At 71.5% G+C, this 18,023-nt stretch carries 14 protein-coding genes and 1 tRNA gene; 10 read left to right on the top strand and 5 right to left on the bottom strand.

Annotated elements, in window-relative coordinates; translation table 11 throughout:
• Positions 1-19: 19 nt before the first annotated feature.
• Entirely contained in the window at positions 20-2,950 is a 2,931-nt protein-coding gene (locus tag ACZ7CD_RS30575; protein ID WP_470380250.1) for a glycine--tRNA ligase, read from the bottom strand.
• Between the two features lie 347 nt (positions 2,951-3,297).
• Here ACZ7CD_RS30575 and ACZ7CD_RS30570 point away from each other — a divergent pair, with 347 nt between their 5' ends.
• The 4 genes from ACZ7CD_RS30570 (at position 3,298) to ACZ7CD_RS30555 (ending at position 7,657) form a co-directional block, all read left to right on the top strand.
• Positions 3,298-4,983 carry an LCP family protein gene (locus tag ACZ7CD_RS30570; protein WP_360398252.1) on the top strand — a complete coding sequence of 562 codons (1,686 nt, stop codon included), beginning with the start codon at positions 3,298-3,300 and terminating at the stop codon, positions 4,981-4,983.
• A gap of 116 nt (positions 4,984-5,099) precedes the next feature.
• Positions 5,100-5,585 carry a helix-turn-helix domain-containing protein gene (locus tag ACZ7CD_RS30565; protein WP_360398250.1) on the top strand — a complete coding sequence of 162 codons (486 nt, stop codon included), beginning with the start codon at positions 5,100-5,102 and terminating at the stop codon, positions 5,583-5,585.
• 124 nt (positions 5,586-5,709) lie between these two features.
• Positions 5,710-6,957 (top strand): MurT ligase domain-containing protein, encoded by a 1,248-nt coding sequence (locus ACZ7CD_RS30560; RefSeq protein WP_470380235.1) that lies wholly within the window; start codon positions 5,710-5,712, stop codon positions 6,955-6,957.
• Complete coding sequence (locus ACZ7CD_RS30555) at positions 6,950-7,657, top strand: type 1 glutamine amidotransferase (protein ID WP_360398246.1); 708 nt, start codon at positions 6,950-6,952, stop codon at positions 7,655-7,657. The genes ACZ7CD_RS30560 and ACZ7CD_RS30555 overlap by 8 nt, the downstream gene beginning before the upstream one ends.
• Here the strand turns inward: ACZ7CD_RS30555 and ACZ7CD_RS30550 are convergent.
• Positions 7,641-8,252 (bottom strand): TetR/AcrR family transcriptional regulator, encoded by a 612-nt coding sequence (locus ACZ7CD_RS30550; protein ID WP_360398244.1) that lies wholly within the window; start codon positions 8,250-8,252, stop codon positions 7,641-7,643. The genes ACZ7CD_RS30555 and ACZ7CD_RS30550 overlap by 17 nt on opposite strands.
• Before the next feature lie 75 nt (positions 8,253-8,327).
• Here ACZ7CD_RS30550 and ACZ7CD_RS30545 point away from each other — a divergent pair, with 75 nt between their 5' ends.
• Positions 8,328-9,812 carry a flavin-containing monooxygenase gene (locus ACZ7CD_RS30545; protein WP_458434095.1) on the top strand — a complete coding sequence of 495 codons (1,485 nt, stop codon included), beginning with the start codon at positions 8,328-8,330 and terminating at the stop codon, positions 9,810-9,812.
• Position 9,813: 1 nt separating this feature from the next.
• Here the strand turns inward: ACZ7CD_RS30545 and ACZ7CD_RS30540 are convergent, their stop codons facing one another.
• Entirely contained in the window at positions 9,814-10,848 is a 1,035-nt protein-coding gene (locus ACZ7CD_RS30540) for a zinc-dependent alcohol dehydrogenase family protein (protein ID WP_458434096.1), read from the bottom strand.
• Positions 10,849-10,959: 111 nt separating this feature from the next.
• Here ACZ7CD_RS30540 and ACZ7CD_RS30535 point away from each other — a divergent pair, with 111 nt between their 5' ends.
• The 3 genes from ACZ7CD_RS30535 to ACZ7CD_RS30525 all read left to right on the top strand — a co-directional run bounded on the left by ACZ7CD_RS30535 (position 10,960) and on the right by ACZ7CD_RS30525 (position 13,701).
• Positions 10,960-12,114 (top strand): carboxylesterase family protein, encoded by a 1,155-nt coding sequence (locus ACZ7CD_RS30535; RefSeq protein WP_470380234.1) that lies wholly within the window; start codon positions 10,960-10,962, stop codon positions 12,112-12,114.
• The gene (locus tag ACZ7CD_RS30530) at positions 12,111-12,857 is read left to right on the top strand and encodes a class I SAM-dependent methyltransferase (RefSeq protein WP_470380233.1); all 747 of its coding nucleotides are present in this window, start codon (positions 12,111-12,113) and stop codon (positions 12,855-12,857) included. The genes ACZ7CD_RS30535 and ACZ7CD_RS30530 overlap by 4 nt, the downstream gene beginning before the upstream one ends.
• 232 nt (positions 12,858-13,089) lie before the next feature.
• Positions 13,090-13,701, top strand: a complete 612-nt coding sequence (locus ACZ7CD_RS30525; RefSeq protein ID WP_360398234.1) for a TetR/AcrR family transcriptional regulator — start codon at positions 13,090-13,092, stop codon at positions 13,699-13,701.
• 188 nt (positions 13,702-13,889) lie between these two features.
• On the opposite strand, the gene ACZ7CD_RS30520 is transcribed toward ACZ7CD_RS30525, so the two are convergent.
• Positions 13,890-14,111: a DUF3618 domain-containing protein gene (locus ACZ7CD_RS30520; RefSeq protein ID WP_360398232.1), complete on the bottom strand. Its 222-nt coding sequence runs from the start codon at positions 14,109-14,111 to the stop codon at positions 13,890-13,892.
• Between the two features lie 120 nt (positions 14,112-14,231).
• On the opposite strand from ACZ7CD_RS30520, the gene ACZ7CD_RS30515 reads away from it, so the two are divergent.
• Positions 14,232-14,305, top strand: a tRNA-Leu gene (locus tag ACZ7CD_RS30515).
• A gap of 23 nt (positions 14,306-14,328) precedes the next feature.
• Here the strand turns inward: ACZ7CD_RS30515 and ACZ7CD_RS30510 are convergent.
• Complete coding sequence (locus tag ACZ7CD_RS30510; protein WP_470380232.1) at positions 14,329-16,872, bottom strand: LuxR C-terminal-related transcriptional regulator; 2,544 nt, start codon at positions 16,870-16,872, stop codon at positions 14,329-14,331.
• A 341-nt stretch (positions 16,873-17,213) separates the two neighbouring features.
• On the opposite strand from ACZ7CD_RS30510, the gene ACZ7CD_RS30505 reads away from it, so the two are divergent.
• A complete protein-coding gene (locus ACZ7CD_RS30505) occupies positions 17,214-17,879 on the top strand; it encodes a DedA family protein (RefSeq protein ID WP_470380231.1) in 666 nt (221 codons plus the stop codon).
• The last annotated feature ends 144 nt before the right edge of the window (positions 17,880-18,023 follow it).

Here is an 18,023-nt window from a genome sequence, read left to right as displayed (position 1 = left end):
TACTTGCAGACGCCACTTCCTAGAGCTGGGTCCAGTCGAGCACCGGCGCCGCGAAGTCGCGGATGGACGCCAGCAGCCCCAGGCGGGCCGCCTTCACGTCCGCGTCCTCGGCCATCACGAGCACCTCGTCGAAGAACGTGTTGATCGGCCCGGTCAGCTCCCCGGCCGCCGCCACGAACGCCGCGAGCCCGGCGACGTCCTTGGTCACACCGTCGAACGCCTTGTGCAGCGCCACTTCCGCCGGCTCGGCCAGCACCGCGGCGTCGTAGGACGGCGCCACGTCCGCGGGCACGATCCGGCGCACCCGCTGCAACGCGGCCGCGAGTGCGTCGAAGGACTCGTCGCCCGCCAGCGACTCCAGCTGCGCGAGCGTCTCGTCGGCGAGGACCGGCGAGTCGGCCAGCGGCAGCACCGCCTGCACGAACCGGTGCTCGTGGCCCGCGTCGAGCAGCGCCTGCTCGTAGCGGCGGACGGCGAACTCCCGTGCCGTCTCCAGCGCCTCGGCCGGCACCTCGAGCCCTTCCGCGGCGAGCGACAACGCCTTCGTCAGCGTGATCGCGCGCAGGTCGGGGAACGCGCGCAGCACGCTCACCGCGCCCAGCGCCGCCCGCCGGAGCCCGAACGGGTCGGACGAGCCGGTCGGCTGCGCCCCGATGCCGAAGAGGCCCGCGAGCAGGTCGAACCGGTCAGCGAGCGACAGCAGCGCACCCGGCACCGACGACGGCAGCGCGTCACCGGCCGACCGCGGCAGCTCCATCTCCCACAACGCCTGCGCGACCTCGGGGGTCTCCCCCGCCCGCACCGCGTACTCCTTCGCCATCACACCGGCGAGCGACGACAGCTCGATCACCATCTGCGAGCCGAGGTCGAACTTCGCGAGCTGCCCCGCGCGGTCCAGCGTCTCGCGGTCGACCTCGACCACACCGGCGAACCGGCCGGCCAGTGCGGCGATGCGGCCGGCGCGGTCGGCCATCGAGCCGAGCTTGTCCGCGAACGTGAGCTTCGCCAGCCCCGCCTTCATCTCCTCCAGCGGCGTCTTGAGGTCGGCGCGCCAGAAGAACGCCGCGTCCTCGTACCGGGCGCGCAGCACGGCCTCGTTGCCCGCGCGGACCAGGTCGGCGTCCACCGACCCGTTCGCCACGGCCACGAAGTGCGGCAGCAGCGCGCCGTCGGCGGTGCGGACCGGCAGGTACCGCTGGTGCTTGCGCATGACCGTGGTGAGGATCTGGCCGGGCAGCTCCAGGTACCGCTCCTCGAACGAGCCGAGGATCGGCGTCGGCCACTCGACCAGGTTCGTCACCTCGTCCAGCAGGCCGTCGACCTCCGCGACCCCGCCGGCGGACGCGGCGAGCTCCTGCGCGGCGGCCACGATGGCCTCGGCGCGGGCCTGCGCGTCGACCTGGATGCCGTGCGAGGACAGGAACTCCGGGTAACCGTCCGCGGCGGACACCTCGACCACCGGCGCGTCGGCCGTGCGGTGCACGCGGGTGACCGTGCCGGAGGCCAGCGCCGACACCGCGACCGGCACCGGCGTGGTGCCGAGCAGCGCGAGCAGCCAGCGGATCGGGCGGGTGAACGACAGCTTCGGGTCGTTCCACTTCATGTTCTTCTCGGCGCGCAGGTCGGAGACGACCTCACCGAGCAGCCCGCTGAGCACCTCGACGGCACCGCGGCCGGCATCGGTCCTGGTGAGCGCCACGAACTCGACGCCGTTCTCCTCGACCCGGCCCAGCGCGGCGACGTCGACGCCCTGGCCGCGGGCGAAGCCCTGCACGGCCTTCGTCGGGTTGCCGTCGGCGTCGAACGCGGCGGAGACCCGCGGGCCGCGCACCGTGCGCTCGGCGTCCGGCTCCCGCGGCGACACCTCGGGCACCAGCACGACGATCCGGCGCGGCGTGCCGTGCACGGTCACCTCGCCGTGCGTCAGGCGGGTCGCACCGAGCTTCGCCGTCACACCGGCGCGCACCGCGTCCACGGTCCGCAGCACCTCGGCCGGCGGCAGCTCCTCCGTGCCGATCTCGAACAGCAGCGTCGCCGGCTCGGTCACGTCGGCGAACGACGTCGGCGCGGCGGCGGGGGCCAGGGTCTCGGCGAGGCCCAGCGGGTGGCCGAGCTCCTCGCGCCGCTCCGCCCACAGCGCGGCGACCTCGCGGGCCAGCCCGCGCATCCGGCCGAACGCACGCGCGCGCTCGGTCGTGGAGATCGAACCGCGCGCGTCGAGCACGTTGAAGATGTGCGAGCACTTCAGCACGAAGCTGTGCGCCGGGACGGGCAGGCGGGCGTCGAGCATCCGGCGCGCCTCGGCCGCGAACTCCTCGAAGAGGCGCTTGTTCGCCTCCACGTCCGCGTCGTCGAGGTAGTACCGCGACATCTCGTACTCGGACTGGCCGAACGCCTCGCCGTAGGAGATGCCGGGCGCGTAGGCGATCTTCTTGAAGTGGTCGACGCCCTGCAGCGCCATCATGATCCGCTCGATGCCGTAGGTGATCTCCACCGACACCGGGTCCAGCGTCATGCCGCCGGCCTGCTGGAAGTAGGTGAACTGGGTGATCTCCAGGCCGTCGAGCCAGACCTCCCAGCCCAGGCCCCACGCGCCCAGTGCGGGCGAGGCCCAGTTGTCCTCGACGAACCGCACGTCGTGGGCCCGCACGTCGATGCCCAGCGCCTCCAGCGAGCCCAGGTAGAGCTCCTGCGGGTTGCCGGGGTCGGGCTTGAGGATCACCTGGAACTGGGTGTGGGTCTGCAGCCGGTTCGGGTTCTCGCCGTAACGGGCGTCGTCGGGCCGCACGGACGGCTCCACGTACGCGACGCGCCACGGCTCGGGACCGAGCACCCGGAGCACGGTCGCCGGGTTCAGCGTCCCGGCTCCGACCTCGGTGTTGAAGGGCTGCACGACGAGGCAGCCCCGTTCGGTCCAGTACTTGGTCAGCGCGAGCAGCGCGTCCTGCATCGTCAACACGGCGGCCAGTCTACGAAGCGGACAAAACCCCTGGTCACGGGGCCTGGATCGGGTGGTCTTCCCCACTGTGTCACGCTACGCACAACCAAGTGGGGAGTCACCACGTCTACTTGGGGTACCCGCACGTGCCGAGAGGAGTGGGTGTGGACAACCGGCCGCCGCGGCCAGGAGAGCCGAACGGGTCTCCTCGGCGACCCAGCGCCACCCCGCGTCCGCCGTCGGGGCAGCCCCGCCGTCCTCAGGACCCGCCGCGCGGCTCGGAGCCGCCCCGCAGGGACCCGCGCCGGTCGGACCAGCCGAAGCGCCAGGAACCGCCGCGCCGGGAGCCGCCCAGGCGCGTGGAACCACCCCGTCGCGGCACGTCGGACAGCCGCGGCGAGCCAGCGGGCCGCGCGGAGCCGCGCCGTGTGCCCGCCCGCGCCTCGTCGTCCGGCCCGCGCCCGCGTCCGGTGGCCGACCGCCCCACCGTCCGCACGACCCCGGCGAAGACCGCCGCGCCCGCCGCCAAGCCGCCGCAGCGCCCTGCCCAGCGCCCGCGTCCCGCCGCCGCCCGCCGCCCGAGCGCGGCCCAGCGCGGTGCGTCGACCGGCGCCAGGATCTTCATCAGCATGCTGTCGGCGACGGTCCTGCTGGTCACCGGCATCGCGTGGCAGAACCTCACCTCGTTGACCGACGGCCTCACCAAGCAGGACCTGAACCTCGCCGACGCCGGGGAGAAGCCCGCCGACGGCGCGATCGACATCCTGCTCGTCGGCATGGACAGCCGCACCGACTCCAAGGGCAACCCGCTGCCGCAGAACGTCCTGAACGAGCTGCAGGCGGGCGGCAGCGACGACGGCGGGTTCAACACCGACACGCTGATCCTGCTGCACATCCCGAACGACAGCGGCAAGGCCTTCGCGGTGTCGTTCCCGCGCGACTCCTACGTGAAGATCGCGGGCGGCTTTGGCCGCCACAAGATCAACTCCGCCTACGGCTACGCCAAGAACCAGGCCGCCGAGAAGCTCAAGGGCAGCGGCAAGAGCGGCCCCGAGGTCGAGATGGAGTCGCGCAAGGCCGGCGCGAACAACCTCATCGAGACCATCCAGAACCTGACCGACGTGAAGATCGACCACTACGCCGAGGTCAACCTGGTCGGCTTCTACGAGATCACCAAGGCCATCGGCGGCATCGACGTGTGCCTGAACTCGAACGTCCGCGACAGCTTCTCCGGCGCGAACTTCAAGGCAGGCCCGCAGACCATCGAGGGCAAGAACGCGCTGGCGTTCGTCCGCCAGCGCCACGGCCTGCCCATGGGCGACCTCGACCGCGTCGTCCGCCAGCAGGTGTTCATGGCCGGTCTGGCGAAGAAGATGCTCTCCGCGGGCGTCCTGGCCGACAGCACCAAGCGCAACGACATGATCAAGGCCGTGTCCGGCGCGATCGTGCTCGACGACGGCTGGGACATCACGAGGTTCGCGTTGCAGATGAAGGACATGACCGGCGGGAACATGACGTTCCAGACCATCCCGACCGGCAACCCCGACCTGCAGACCCCCGAGGACGGCAGCGCGGTCGAGGTGAAGGAGAACGAGGTCCGCAAGTTCGTGAAGAACCTCGGCAAGACCCCGGACGCCGCCGACGTCCCCGACCCGACCTTCGACAACGCCACCGTCACGGTCGACGTCCGCAACGCCTCCGGCCAGCCCGGCCTCGCGGCCACGGTCCTGCAGTCCCTCGTCACGAAGGGCTTCGTCGGCGGCCAGACCGGCAACGCCGCCGCGCTGGCCACGTCCGTCGTCCGCTACCCCCAGGGCGGCGAGGCGGCCGGCAAGGCCGTCCAGCAGGTCCTGGGCGGCATCGACACCGAGGAGGACGGCGACCTCCCCGCCGGCCGCGTCCGCGTGTTCCTCGGCGCGGACTACTCCGGTCCCGGCTCGCAGGGCTTCACCGGCACCCCGCTGCTCGCACTGGACGGCGCCCGCCAGCAGCCCGCCCCGCCCCCTGCCCCCATCTCCGCGGACGGCGTGCGCTGCGTGAACTGATACTCAGAGTAGAGTTCTTTACCCCGTTCGGGGGATGTTGGCCGTAAGTTGCGTAAGCGGCGAAGCATCGGCGCCTTCCATCAGCGTGAGACCCGCTCATGGGGTGGAGGAAACCGGTGACGACTGCGACAGGACCGATCGACACAGCCGCGTACCAACGCGTGCTCGGTGACGAGATCCGCAGCCTTCGCAAGCAGCGCGGCTGGACCAGGAAAGAACTGAACAAGCGCTTGCAGACGGAGATCTCCCTGCAGACCCTGGCGACGTACGAGCTGGGCACCCGCCAGTGCTCGGTCGTGCGCCTGGTCGAGATCTGCCACGCACTCGACGTGCCCGCGCACGAGGTGCTGGCCCGCGTGCACGAACGCTTCTTCGGCGACACGCCGGCAGGTCACCTGACCCTGAACCTGTCCCTGGTCGCCGCCACGGACAACCCCCGCCTCGCGCCACTGCGCCGGTGGGCGGCCGGGCGCCTGCACGTGCTGCCTCCCGGGGCGTCACCGGAGGTGCACCTCGACCTGGCGGCGGTGGAGAACATGGCGCAGCTCTGCCAGCTGCCGGCGGTAGAGCTGATCCGCACGCTGCGGTCGATGTCCCGTTAGAACGGTCGCGGGGAACGCGGGCGGAGCCGCGGGAACAGCACCCACCGTTGTACCGAACCCCGTTCACACCACCGAAACCACCGCCCACGAAGGGTTACCCGCCCACGCCGGTAGCATCGCCGGGGTGAACGATTCCCCCGCCCGCCTCCCCCTGCGCACCGCAGCCGCCGTGAAGCTGGGCAACCTGAGCTCCACGCTGTCTCAGAAGATGGGTCTCGGCGCAGGTGGCATGATCGGCGGCCGAGTCGCCCTCAAGCTCGACCCCCAGGCGTTGAACCGCCTGACCGCCGGCCGCAGGGTCGCCGTGGTCACCGGCACGAACGGCAAGACGACCAGCACGATGATGCTGGCCAGGGCCGTCACGGCGCTGGCTGAGGTCGCCACCAACCACAGCGGCGCGAACATGCCCGACGGGCACGTGACGGCGCTGTCGAAGCAGCCGGACGCCCCGTACGCCGTGCTGGAGTGCGACGAGGGGTACTTCCCCGCCGTCGCCGGTGCCAGCAACCCGGCGGTCGCGGTGATCCTGAACCTCAGCCGCGACCAGCTCGACCGGGTCGGTGAGGTGCGCACGATCGAGCGCAGCATCCGCGACACGATCGCCGGGCTGCAGAACTGCGTGATCGTCGCCAACTGCGACGACGTGATGGTGACCAGTGCGGCGAGGGACGCGAAGAACGTCGTCTGGGTCGCCACCGGCACGAGCTGGCACCACGACAGCGCGAGCTGCCCGCGGTGCGGTGACCCGATCCGCTGGCAGGGCGAGCACTGGCACTGCACGAACTGCGACCTGGCGCGGCCGCACCCGACGTGGATCACCGCCGACGAGGCCATGATCACGCCGGAGCACCGGAAGCTGGAGCTGCGGCTGACGCTGCCGGGCAAGTTCAACCAGGCGAACGCCGTCATGGCCACGGCGGCCGCGCACACGCTCGGTGTGCCGGTCGACGAGGCGGTGCGCCGTTTGCGTGGCGTGAGCAACGTCAGCGGCCGGTACCGCACGATCCAGCGCAACGGCCGCAGTGCGCGGCTGCTGCTGAGCAAGAACCCGGCGGGCTGGAGCGAGACGCTCACCGTGGTCAGGGAGGCGCACCACCCGGCCGTCCTGGTCATCAACGCCCAGGAGGCCGACGGCCGCGACCTGAGCTGGCTGTGGGACGTCCCGTTCGAGAAGCTGCGCGGCCGCCAGGTGATCGCGTCCGGTGAGCGCGCCAGCGACCTGGCCGTGCGCCTGACGTACGCCGAGGTCGAGCACACGATCGTCAAAGACCCGCTGAGGGCCCTCGACCAGCTGCCCGCCGGCGCGGTCGAGGTCATCGCCAACTACACCGCGTTCCGCGACTTGAATGCCAGGGCTGCCGCTGATGAGTGAGTCGACCGTTCAGATCGCCCTCGTGCTGCCGGACCTCCTCGGCACCTACGGGGACTTCGGCAACGCCGTCGTGCTGGAGAAGCGCATGGCGTGGCGCGGGATCAAGGCCGAGGTCGTGCCGATCAACTACGGCCAGCCGGTGCCGGACTCGTGCGACATCTACGTCGTCGGCGGTGGCGAGGACACCGCGCAGACGCTCGCGGTGAAGCACCTGCGCGAGCACCCCGGTCTGCAGCGCGCGGTCACGAAGGGCGCCGTGGTGCTCGGGGTGTGCGCGGGCATCCAGATCTTCGGCGAGAGCTTCACCCGCGCCGACAACGTGACGCACCCCGGCATGGGCCTGATCGATTCGACCTCGCACGCCGGGGGCAGCCGTGCCATCGGCGAGGTGCTGGCCGAGCCGGCGGACGGCCTGTTCTCCGGTGTGCTGACCGGGTTCGAGAACCACCAGGGCCGCACGGTGCTGGGCCCGTCCGCGCGTCCGCTGGCGCACGTGAAGGTCGGCACCGGCAACGACGGCAGCGTCGAGGGCGCGGTGCAGGGCCGGATCGTCTGCACCTACCTGCACGGCCCGGTGCTGCCGCGCAACCCGCAGCTCGCCGACATGCTGATCGAGTGGGCCACCGGCACGAAGGTGGCGCCGCTGGACCTGCCCGCCGTCACGCAGATGCGCGCGGAACGGGTCAAGGCAGCTTCGTGAGCCGGTCGGCGACGCCCGGCCAGACCACGGCCATCACGTAGTCGGTCGCGAGCGCGGGTCCCACACCGGGCCTGCGCTCGCACCACACGGCGAGCCGTTCGCACGCGCCGACGACGATCTCCGCGAACGCCTCCGCCTCCAGCGGGTCGATCTCCGGCGCGAACGACACCAGCACGGACCCGATCATGTCCGTCTGCTGCTGCCGGATCCCCTCGACCTCCTCCTGCGCCGACGGCACCGCGATCGCCGCCTCCTGCCGCAGCAGGGCCCAGGACCGCTGGTGGTCGACGATGAACTCGAAGAACGCGAGCAGCCCCAGCCGCAGGAACTGCTCGGGGTCCTGCGCGCCCGCGATGGCCGCGGCCGTCTTCTCCCGCAGCTCGGCGCGCGCCCGGTGGATGCAGCCGATCAGCAGGCCCTCCTTGGACCCGAAGTACTCGTAGATCATCGGCTTGGAGACGCCGCAGCGTTCGGCGATCTCGTCCATGGAGGTGGCGAGGTAGCCCTGCTCCGCGAAGACCTCCTCGGCGACGGTGAGCATCTGGGCCATGCGCTGCGCCCTGGGCATGCGGCGCCGTGGCGCTGGAGCGGTCACGAATGGAGTCTACCGCTCGTAACTTACTTCGAGTAACCTACTGTGAAGTAGCCAAGCGAGTGGGAGGGTGTCCCCATGCACCGAGAGACGAAAGTGCTCGTCATCGGCACCGGCTTCTCCGGCCTCGGGATGGCCGTCGAGCTGAAGCGCCGCGGTGAGCACGACTTCGTGGTCCTCGAAAAGGCGAGCGACCTCGGTGGCACGTGGCGGGACAACTCCTACCCCGGTTGCGCGTGCGACGTGCCGTCGCACATGTACTCGTTCTCGTTCGAGCTGAACCCGGGGTGGTCGCGGATGTTCGCCCAGCAAGGCGAGATCTGGGAGTACCTGCGCAAGGTCGCCGACAAGCACCGGCTGCGACCGCACATCCGCTTCAACACCAAGGTCTCCGGCGCGCGGTGGGACGACGAGGCCAAGCGCTGGCACGTCACCACCGAGCAGGGCGACACCTACACCGCCACGGCGCTGGTCGCGGGCGTCGGCGCGCTGCACATCCCGAACGTCCCCGAACTGCCGGGCATCGAGAACTTCACCGGCAAGACGTTCCACAGCGCGCAGTGGGACCACGACTACGACCTGACCGGCAAGCGGGTCGCCGTCGTCGGCACGGGCGCGTCGGCGATCCAGTTCGTGCCGAAGATCGCCGGGCAGGTCGGGTCGCTCAAGGTCTTCCAGCGCACGCCGCCGTGGATCATGCCCAAGGCCGACCGCGAGATCACCGGCTGGGAGCGAAAGCTGTTCCGCGCCCTGCCGTTCACGCAGCGGCTCTACCGCGACTTCGTCTACTGGACCCGCGAGTCGTCGGCGCTGGGCTTCGCGGTCAACCCGAAGATCATGCAGTTCGCGCAGGGGATCGCGGTGCGGCACCTGAAGAAGCAGGTGCCGGACCCGGAGCTGCGCAAGGCGCTGAAGCCCGACTACACCATGGGCTGCAAGCGCGTGCTGATCTCCAACGACTACTACCCCGCGCTGTCGCGGTCCAACGTGGACCTGGTGACGGACAAGATCTCCGAGGTGCGCGAGAGGTCCGTCGTGGACAGCGCGGGCGTCGAGCACGAGGTCGACGCCATCATCTACGGCACCGGGTTCCACGTCGTCGACTCGTTCGACTACCTGGACATCCAGGGCAAGGGCGGGGTCGACCTCGCCAAGAAGTGGCGCGAGCAGGGCATCGAGACCTACTACGGCATCACGGTGTCCGGCTTCCCCAACCTGTTCTTCCTGCTGGGCCCCAACACCGGACTCGGGCACAACTCGGTCGTGTTCATGATCGAGTCGCAGATCCGGTACATCTCGCAGTGCCTCCGGCTCCTCGACCGGCACCGCGCGGCGGAGCTGGACGTGCGGCGGGAGGCCCAGCAGGAGTTCAACCGCGAGATCCAGGGCAAGCTGACCAAGGGCGTGTGGACCCAGGGCGGCTGCAAGAGCTGGTACCTCGACGCGCAGGGCGTCAACCGCACCGTGTGGCCGGGCTTCACCTGGCGGTACTGGATGCGGACGAAGCGCGTGCGCGCCGAGGACTACGTGCTCACCGCCGCCGCGCGGACGCCGGCGCCGTGAGTCACGGCTTGACGATGACCTTGAGGGCGGTCCGCTCGTCCATCGCCTGGTAGCCCTGGGCGACATCGGCGAGCGCGACCGTCCGGTCGAACACGGGACCGGGGTCGATCCGCCCGGCGAGCACGTCGGCGAGCAGCTCGGGCAGGTAGGCGCGCGCGGGTGCGACGCCGCCGCCGATGGCGATGTTGCGGCCGAACAGCTTGCCCAGCGGCAGCCCCGGCATCTCGTGCGGCACGCCGACGTACCCGATGCGGCCGCCGTCGCGCACGATGCCCATGGCGGTCTGCCACGACTGCTCCGTGCCCACGCACTCCAGCACCGCGGCCGCCCCGAGCCCGCCGGTCATCTCCTTGATCCGCTCGACGGCGGCGTCACCGCGTTCGGCCACCTGGTCGGTCGCGCCGAACAGGGTCGCGATCTTGGCGCGGTCCTCGTGGCGGCCCAGCGCGATGATCCGCTCGGCGCCGAGGCGCTTGGCCGCGAGCACACCGCACAGGCCCACGGCGCCGTCACCGACGACCGCGACGGTGCTGCCGGGTTGCACGCCCGCGCCCAGTGCCGCGTGGTGCCCGGTGCCCATGACGTCGCTCAGGCTCAGGAACGCGGGCAGCAGCTCCGCCGGCGCGTCGGCCGGGACGCGCACCAGCGTGCCGTCGGCCTGCGGCACCCGCACGGCCTCGCCCTGGCCGCCGTCGCTGCCCTTGCCGCCCCAGAACCCGCCGTTGAGGCACGACGTCTGCAACCCGGCCTGGCAGTAGGCGCAGGTGCCGTCGCTCCACACGAACGGCGCAATGACCCGGTCGCCGGCCTGGACGCTGCGCACGTCCGCGCCGACCTCCTCGACGACGCCGAGGAACTCGTGGCCGATCCGCTGCCCGCTCTCGCGCTTGGCGACACCCCGGTACGCCCACAGGTCGCTGCCGCAGATGCAGGCGAGCTCGACCCGGACGACGACGTCACCCGGCTCCTGGACGCGCGCGTCGGGCACCTCCTCGACGCGGATGTCACGGGTGCCGTAGATCGTCGTAGCCCGCACCTGGGTTCCTCCTCTGCCTCGTGGTCCAACCGGTCCATCGTGCTCCGGGCAGGCCGGTCGCGCCCACTCGGGAGGCTGTGGAGTTGACCACCCGCGCCTACCATCGGGGGCGTGCTGAACACTGCGGAAGGCCTCGTGCGGGCACGTGCGATCCGTTACGCGACGGCGGCCCGGTTCGCCGCGCCCGAGCCGCTCACCTGGGACGGTGTGGTGGACGACACCCGCCGCGGCCCGGCCTGCCCGCAGTCGCCGTCGGCGCTGGCCGCGGTGGTCGGCAACTCGGTCGAGGGGCTGTCGTTCGACGAGCACTGCCAGGTGCTGAGCGTGACGGCACCGGCCGACGCCGACGGCCTGCCGGTGATGGTGTGGTTCCACGGCGGCGCGTACGTGACCGGCAGCGGCGAGTCGGCGAAGTACGACGCAGGGCTCTTGGCCGCGCAGGGCGTCGTGGTCGTGAGCGTCAGCTACCGGCTCGGGATCTTCGGTTACCTGCGGGACGACCTGGGGCTGCTGGACCAGCTGGCGGCGTTGCGGTGGGTGCGCGACACCATCGCGGAGTTCGGTGGCGACCCGGCGAACGTGACGGCGTTCGGCCAGTCCGCGGGCGCTGACTCCGTGTACGCGCTGCTGCTCACCGACACCGAGGGCCTGTTCCAGCGCGCGATCCTGCAGAGCGCGCCGCTGGGCACCCGCAGCCCCGACCGCCCGGCCATGACGGCGGCGCTGCGCGAACACGTCTCCGCCTCCGTCGACGCCGGCACCCCCGTGGCGGACGTGCTGGCCGCCCAGCAGCGCGTCACCGCCGAGCTGGGGCCGAGGTTCACGCCGTCGGGCAGCATGCCGTTCGGCCCGGAGCTGCCGGGCGAGCCCGACCTGACCGCGGTGGCGCCGCGGGTGGAGCTGCTCGTCGGACACACGCGGGACGACGGCAGCCCGTACGTCGCGAACCACCCGGAGGCCTGGGCCGTCGCCACCGAGCTCGTCTTCGCGGGCCCCGCGCGCCGGCTGGCCGCCGACTGGGCCAAGGCCGGTGGCCAGGCCGCCACCTACGACTTCCGCTGGCGGCCGGAGGGCGCTCCGCTGGGGGCCTGCCACTGCATGGAGCTGCCGTTCCTGTTCGACCCGGACGCCTGGACCGGTGCGGGCATGCTGGCCGGGCAGGAGCCGGACCCGGCGCTGGCCGCGGTCGTGCGGCGGACGTGGACCGACTTCGCCCGGAAGGGGATCGACGCGCTGCCCTCGCGCGAGCTCGAGCTCGGCGCATGACCGAACGCGAGCGCCTGCGCGCCACCTTCGGCACGGACGCGGCCCGCTACCACCGGGCCCGTCCGACCTACCCCGCCGAGCTCTTCGCCGCGCTGCACGGCGACCGCATCCTGGAGATCGGCCCTGGCACCGGCCAGGCCACGCTGCCGCTGACCGCGCTCGGTTCCGTGACCGCCGTGGAGCTGAGCCCGGACCTCGCCGCGATCGCCCGCACCCACGCGCCGCGCGCGCACGTCGTGGTGGCGGACTTCGACGAGTGGGAGCCGGACGGGGAGTTCGACCTCGTGGTGTCCGCGACGGCGTTCCACTGGCTGGACCCGGACACCCGCATGGCCCGGTGCGCACGCGCGTTGCGGAACGGCGGGACGCTCGCCGTGATCTCCACGCACCACGTCGCGGGCGGCACCGAGCAGTTCTTCGCCGACGTGCAGGAGCTCTACGAGCGCTGGGACCCGGGCACGCCGCAGGGCTTCCGGCAGCCGGCGGCCGGCACCGTGCCGTTCGAGCTCGACGACAGCCCGTTCTTCGAGCCGCCGGAGTTCCGCAGGTACGAGTGGGAGCGCGACTACACCGCGGAAACCTACGTCGACCTGCTGCTCACGTACTCGAACCACATCACGCTGCCCACCCGCGACGAGCTGGTCGCCGGCATCGGCAGGCTCATCGGCACCCGCTACGGCGGCCGGATCACCAAGCGGTACCTGACCCAGCTGGCCACGGCCGTGAAGGCACCGGCGGACTGACCATCCGATGTGGACTGTCCAGCTCCCTGGCACGATCTTCAGGTTCTCGACAGGTGCCGGAACGGAGTTCCCGGTCCTCTTCCCGGTACCGGCCGCACAGGAGTCGACCGACCACAACACGATCCAACAACCGGGTGCTGCTGCCCCTGCGAGTAGGGCGAGACGCCTAGGATGTCCCGCCAAAGGGGCGGGGAGAACACGCACGAGCCGTGCCCTTGCACTAGGAGGTGGCATGGCCGTGCCGACAGCGGCGCTCAACGAGGGAAGGGCCCCACAGCGGGGCCGGCCTCGCGACGCCAGCAGGGACGACGCATTACGTCAGGCAGCGCTCGAAGTGATGGCCGAGGTCGGATACCGGGCCCTCACCATGGACGCGGTGGCAGCGCGCGCGAGAGCGGGCAAGGCCACGATCTACCGGCGCTGGGAGTCGAAGCTCGATCTGGTGATCGACACGTGCACGCAGCTCGCCACGCAGAACCTCGGCGCACCGGACACCGGCTCGCTCGCCGGTGACCTGCGCGAGTTCCTGTCGTCGTTCGCCGCGTTCCTGTCCGGTCCGATCGGCAAGGCCGCTCAGGCGCTGGTGGGCGAGCTGCCGCACGAGCCGGAGCTGGCGGCGGCGTTCCGGGAGACGTTCCTGATCTCGCAGCGCGACGTGCTGCGCGGAATCCTCGACCGGGCCGCCGACCGGGGTGAGCTGAGGGCCGACGCCCCGCGCGGCATGGCCGTGGAGATCGCGGGCGCGGCGTTGATCTACCGGCTGATGCTCACCGGTGACCCGCTCGACGAGCCGTTCGTGGAGAAGGTCGTCGAGCAGGTCCTACTACCGTTGGTGCACGCCTAGCGCCCCCCGGCTTTGCCGGCATCTGCAAGTACCACCGACTCAACATCACCAAGCACTTTTCTACTGCCAACAGCTCCGCCGGCCGTCCGCGGACCTGGAATCCGGTTCGACGGGCGGCGACCATGTTGGTGGTACTTGCAGACGCCTGATCAGCAACGAGGGGGCGGACGAGACTTCTGGCCAGGTGCTCAGCGGAAGAGCTTGCGCACGAGCGCGAAGCCGACCACGGCACCGACCGCGATCAAGGTGTACTTGACCTTGGGCTGGCTCAGCGTGGCCAGCACGGACGAGCGGCCCTGTTCGACGAGCTTCTGCGGGTTCGCGCGCTCGCTGAGCTCGTCCAGGGTGTTGGCCAGCGCGGCACGAGCCTGTTCGATCTCGCGCTGGATGGTGTCGGGATCGCGTGCCACATGTCCTCCTAGCAGCGGTTCTGGCAGTCACCGTAGTGGACGGCCGTGGGCGGGGCCGCACACGACCCACGTGCGCCCCGGGAGAGCGTGTACATGGCCGCGCTATAGGCTTCCACCCGAGGGGTCGTAGCCCAATTGGCAGAGGCACTGGGTTTAGGTCCCAGCCAGTGGGGGTTCGAGTCCCCCCGACCTCACGATCGTCCTGGGCGCGGTGTGCTCACGGGGCACGTTCGCCCAGGTCAGATCGCATGTTCCTGCGTTCGACCCAGTCCGCGATCTGGGTGCGGCTGGTCAGGTCGAGCTTGCGCCGGACCCGTTGCAGGTGCGTCTCCACCATCCGCTGCGAGATGTGCAGCTCCGTGCCGATGCCACCGTTCGTCCGCCCCGCGGCCACCAGCGCGACGACCTGCCGCTCGCGTGCGCTGAGCTCCTGCTGCTCGATCCGGCCCTCCAGCGCGTAGGCGACCGCTTGCTCACGCGTCATCTGCCGGCCGTCGGCGAGACACGAGTTCCCCACGGCGACCCGTGCGGCCCGCACGACCTCGACGACCTCCCGCTGCCACACGAGGTCGTCGGTGGGCCCGCCTTCCCTCAGGCACGAGGCCGCGCCGACCAGCCTGAGCGCGCGCCTCGGGTCACGGCGCCGGTACGCGATCACGGCCAGCCCCTCCAGCACGTCCGCCACCCAGAAACCCGTGCAGGACGCACGAAGCGACTGCTCGAACCAGTCCGTGGCCTCGTCTGTCTCGCCGCGCTGCAACGCGCGCACGCCGACCGTGTGCAGGAAGACCGCTAGTCGGCGTGGTGGAGCGAACCGCCGGTAGACCGGCAGCACGTCGGCGAGCAGGGCGTCCGCGAACTCCTCGTCACCCGCCCGCAGCGTCGACCAGGCCAGGTTGTGCTCGATGATCGCGAGGTCCAGCGGCCCGGCGACCGGCACCAGCAACGCCAGCGCCTCCTCGTAGTGCTTGCGCGCCTCGCTGGTCCGGCCCGCGCGCACCAGCTCGCCCGCGACCGCGTTCAGGGCCTGGGCGAGCAGCACCGGTGCGCCGAGCTCGCGGGCCAGCGCGACGGCCTGCTCGGCCGTGGGCAGACCGGTGTCGTCGTCGGTGCCGGCCAGGTAGGCGAGGTGGCACAGGGCGAGGCAGCGCACGGCGGGTTCGCTGGGCACCGTGGACCGCACCGCCGCGTGCAGCGACCGGCGCCCCTGCGACACCTGCCCCTGGTCGCGCCAGGCCGTGGCGAGCATCGTCGCGAGCCGCAGGTGGCTCCGATCACCGGTGCGGGCCGCCCAGTCGACGGCGCTCTGCAGCGCGGCGCACTCGGCGATCAGCGGTTCGACGACGGCCGGTGCGCTGAACACGGTCGCCGTGAACGCGGTCCAGCGGCCGGCAAACCAGTGCGCGACCCGCGCCAGCACGACGTCCCGCAGCTCGCCGAGCTTCTCCCTGCCGTACAACCGGAGCGTCTCCAGCTGCTCGAACCGCCCCGCGCCCGTGAACGTGAGCAGCGACTTCGACACGAGCCCCGACAGCAGCGCCAGCACCCGGTCCGTGCGCAGCGCACACGCCGCGACCGCCACCTCCAGCCCGAACCCGCCGGGGAACACCGACAGGCAGCGGAACACGTGCTGCTCGTCGGCGCCGAGGTGGTCGTAGCTCCACTCGACGGCCGCGCGCAGGCTCTGGTGCCGCACGGCTGCGGTCCGGTTGCCGCGGTTGAGCAGCTCCAACCGGTCGTCCAGACGGGCCAGCAACTCGCTGACCGGCAGCACCGTCACCAGCCGCGCGGCCAGCTCGACCGCCAACGGCAACCGGTCCAGCCGCGCACACAGCCCGGCGAGCACCTCCCGCCCCGGCAACCGCACCCCGAGCTGGCTGGCCTCCGCACGGTCGGCGAACAACGCGACCGCCCCCTCGACCGGCAACGGCGGCACCGGCACCAGCACCTCCCCCGGCACCCGCAACGGCTCCCGGCTCGTCGCCACCACCCGCACCCCGGGACAGCCGATCAGCAACGGCTCCAGCAACGCCGCGCACTCCCCGGCGACCCGCTCGCAGTTGTCCAGCACCAGCACCACCGTCCGCCCGGCCAACGCGTGCACCACCGTGCTCAGCACCGTCTCACCGGTGACCTCGCCGATGCCCAAACTCGTCGCACACGCCCGCGGCACGTGGTCGCCTCCCGCGACCGAGGCGAGCTCCACCCAGGCGACCTCGGGCAGGCGGGCGGTGAACTCCTTGGCGAGCCTGGTCTTGCCGACACCGACCGGGCCGGTGAGGGTGAGGACGCGGGCGGTGCCGGTGGTGTGGAGGGCTGCCAGGCGGTTCAGGTCCTCGGTGCGGCCGATGAAGCTGTCAAGGGCTGGGTGGCGGTGGGCGGGCTTGTTCGTCGGGTGGTTCTTGGGCTGGTTCGCTGGGTGGTTCGGCGGCTGGTTGGTGCGTTGGTCGGCTTGGACGTTGGTGGCGCGGTGGATGGTGTGGCCAGTGCTCTGGTGGTTCGCGCGGCCGTTGCTCGGCTGGCCGTTGCTTCGCTGACTGTTGCTTGGTTGGCTGCTGCCTGGCTGGTTGCCGCCCGCCTGCCAGCCGTTGGTCGTTTGCCAGCCGTTGCCGGTCTGCCAGCCGCCGGTCGGCTGCCGGTTGGTGGCCCGCCGCCGGTACGCGCGCTGCCGGCACGCGTTCGAGCAGTACCGGGCCTGACTCCGCCGGGAGGTAGCGGTCGCGGCGCCACACGTCGCACACGTCCCCGCCTGGTCGGTCATCGCACGGAGCCTAACGACCCTGTTCAGCCCCGGAAAGGCCTTTCCACCAGATGTGGCCCAATGGACGTACCCGCACACCGTCCCGCTCCAGTCCACTGTGGACCGCTCGACCCGCCGAACCTCGCCCTCGGTCCGCCCACCGCACCCGGTCGCGTGAGCACTCTCACGCGACATTTCGGACACCACTGTGACCCTCGGAGGCCTCCCGCGTTTCCCCGTCCGCGGCAACGACTTCCCAGCTCACCCCCGGCAGACCCCGACCCCTGGGTGGGGTCACCCCCACCCAGGACCTCGGGTTTCCCCCAATGTCACCGGCCACCCGAATCCGTACCGTCGATCCCATGAACCTCGTCGACTGGGTCACCGACCTGATGCAATCGGCCGGCGCACCCGGAGCGGCACTGGCGATCGCGCTGGAGAACCTCTTCCCGCCCCTGCCCAGCGAGGTCTTCCTCCCCCTGGCCGGTTTCACCGCGGCCCAGGGCAAGATGTCCCTGCTCGACGCGATCCTCTGGACCACCGCGGGTTCGGTGGCCGGCGCCCTGCTCCTCTACTGGCTCGGCCACCTGCTGGGCCGCGACCGGGTCCGGCGCATCGCCGCCCGCATGCCGCTGGTGCGCGTGTCCGACGTGGACAAGACCGAGGCCTGGTTCCTCCGCAACGGCTACCGCGCGGTCTTCTTCGGCCGGATGATCCCGGTGTTCCGCAGCCTGATCTCCATCCCGGCCGGCGTGGAGCGGATGCGACTGGCACCGTTCCTCGGCTACACCGCCGCCGGCAGCCTCCTCTGGAACACCGCGCTGATCCTCGCGGGCTACCTCCTCGGCGACAACTGGCACCTCGTCGAGCAGTACGTCGGCCTGGCCTCCACGGGTGTGCTGGCGCTGGCCGGTGTCGCGCTGGCCGTCTTCATCACCACCCGGCTCGTCACCACCCGGCGCGCCGCCTCCCGACTCGCCACCACCCGGCTCGCCAAGCCCAAGCGCCGGACTCACTCGGACTCCTGACCCGGTCCGGCACCCACGCGTTCCGACACGTTCCGTCCCGCCTCCCCGCGTTCCTCTCCCCCCACGGGGCGAGCGAGCGGCCGATTCCGGACACAAGCCACCCGATCGAGCGACACCACACGAAGTCACCCGGTAAGACGGGCG

It is taken from the genome of Lentzea sp. NPDC036949, assembly GCF_055608075.1.
Note: the sequence above shows the minus strand (reverse complement) of the source record. Positions and strands in the feature narration are given on the sequence as shown.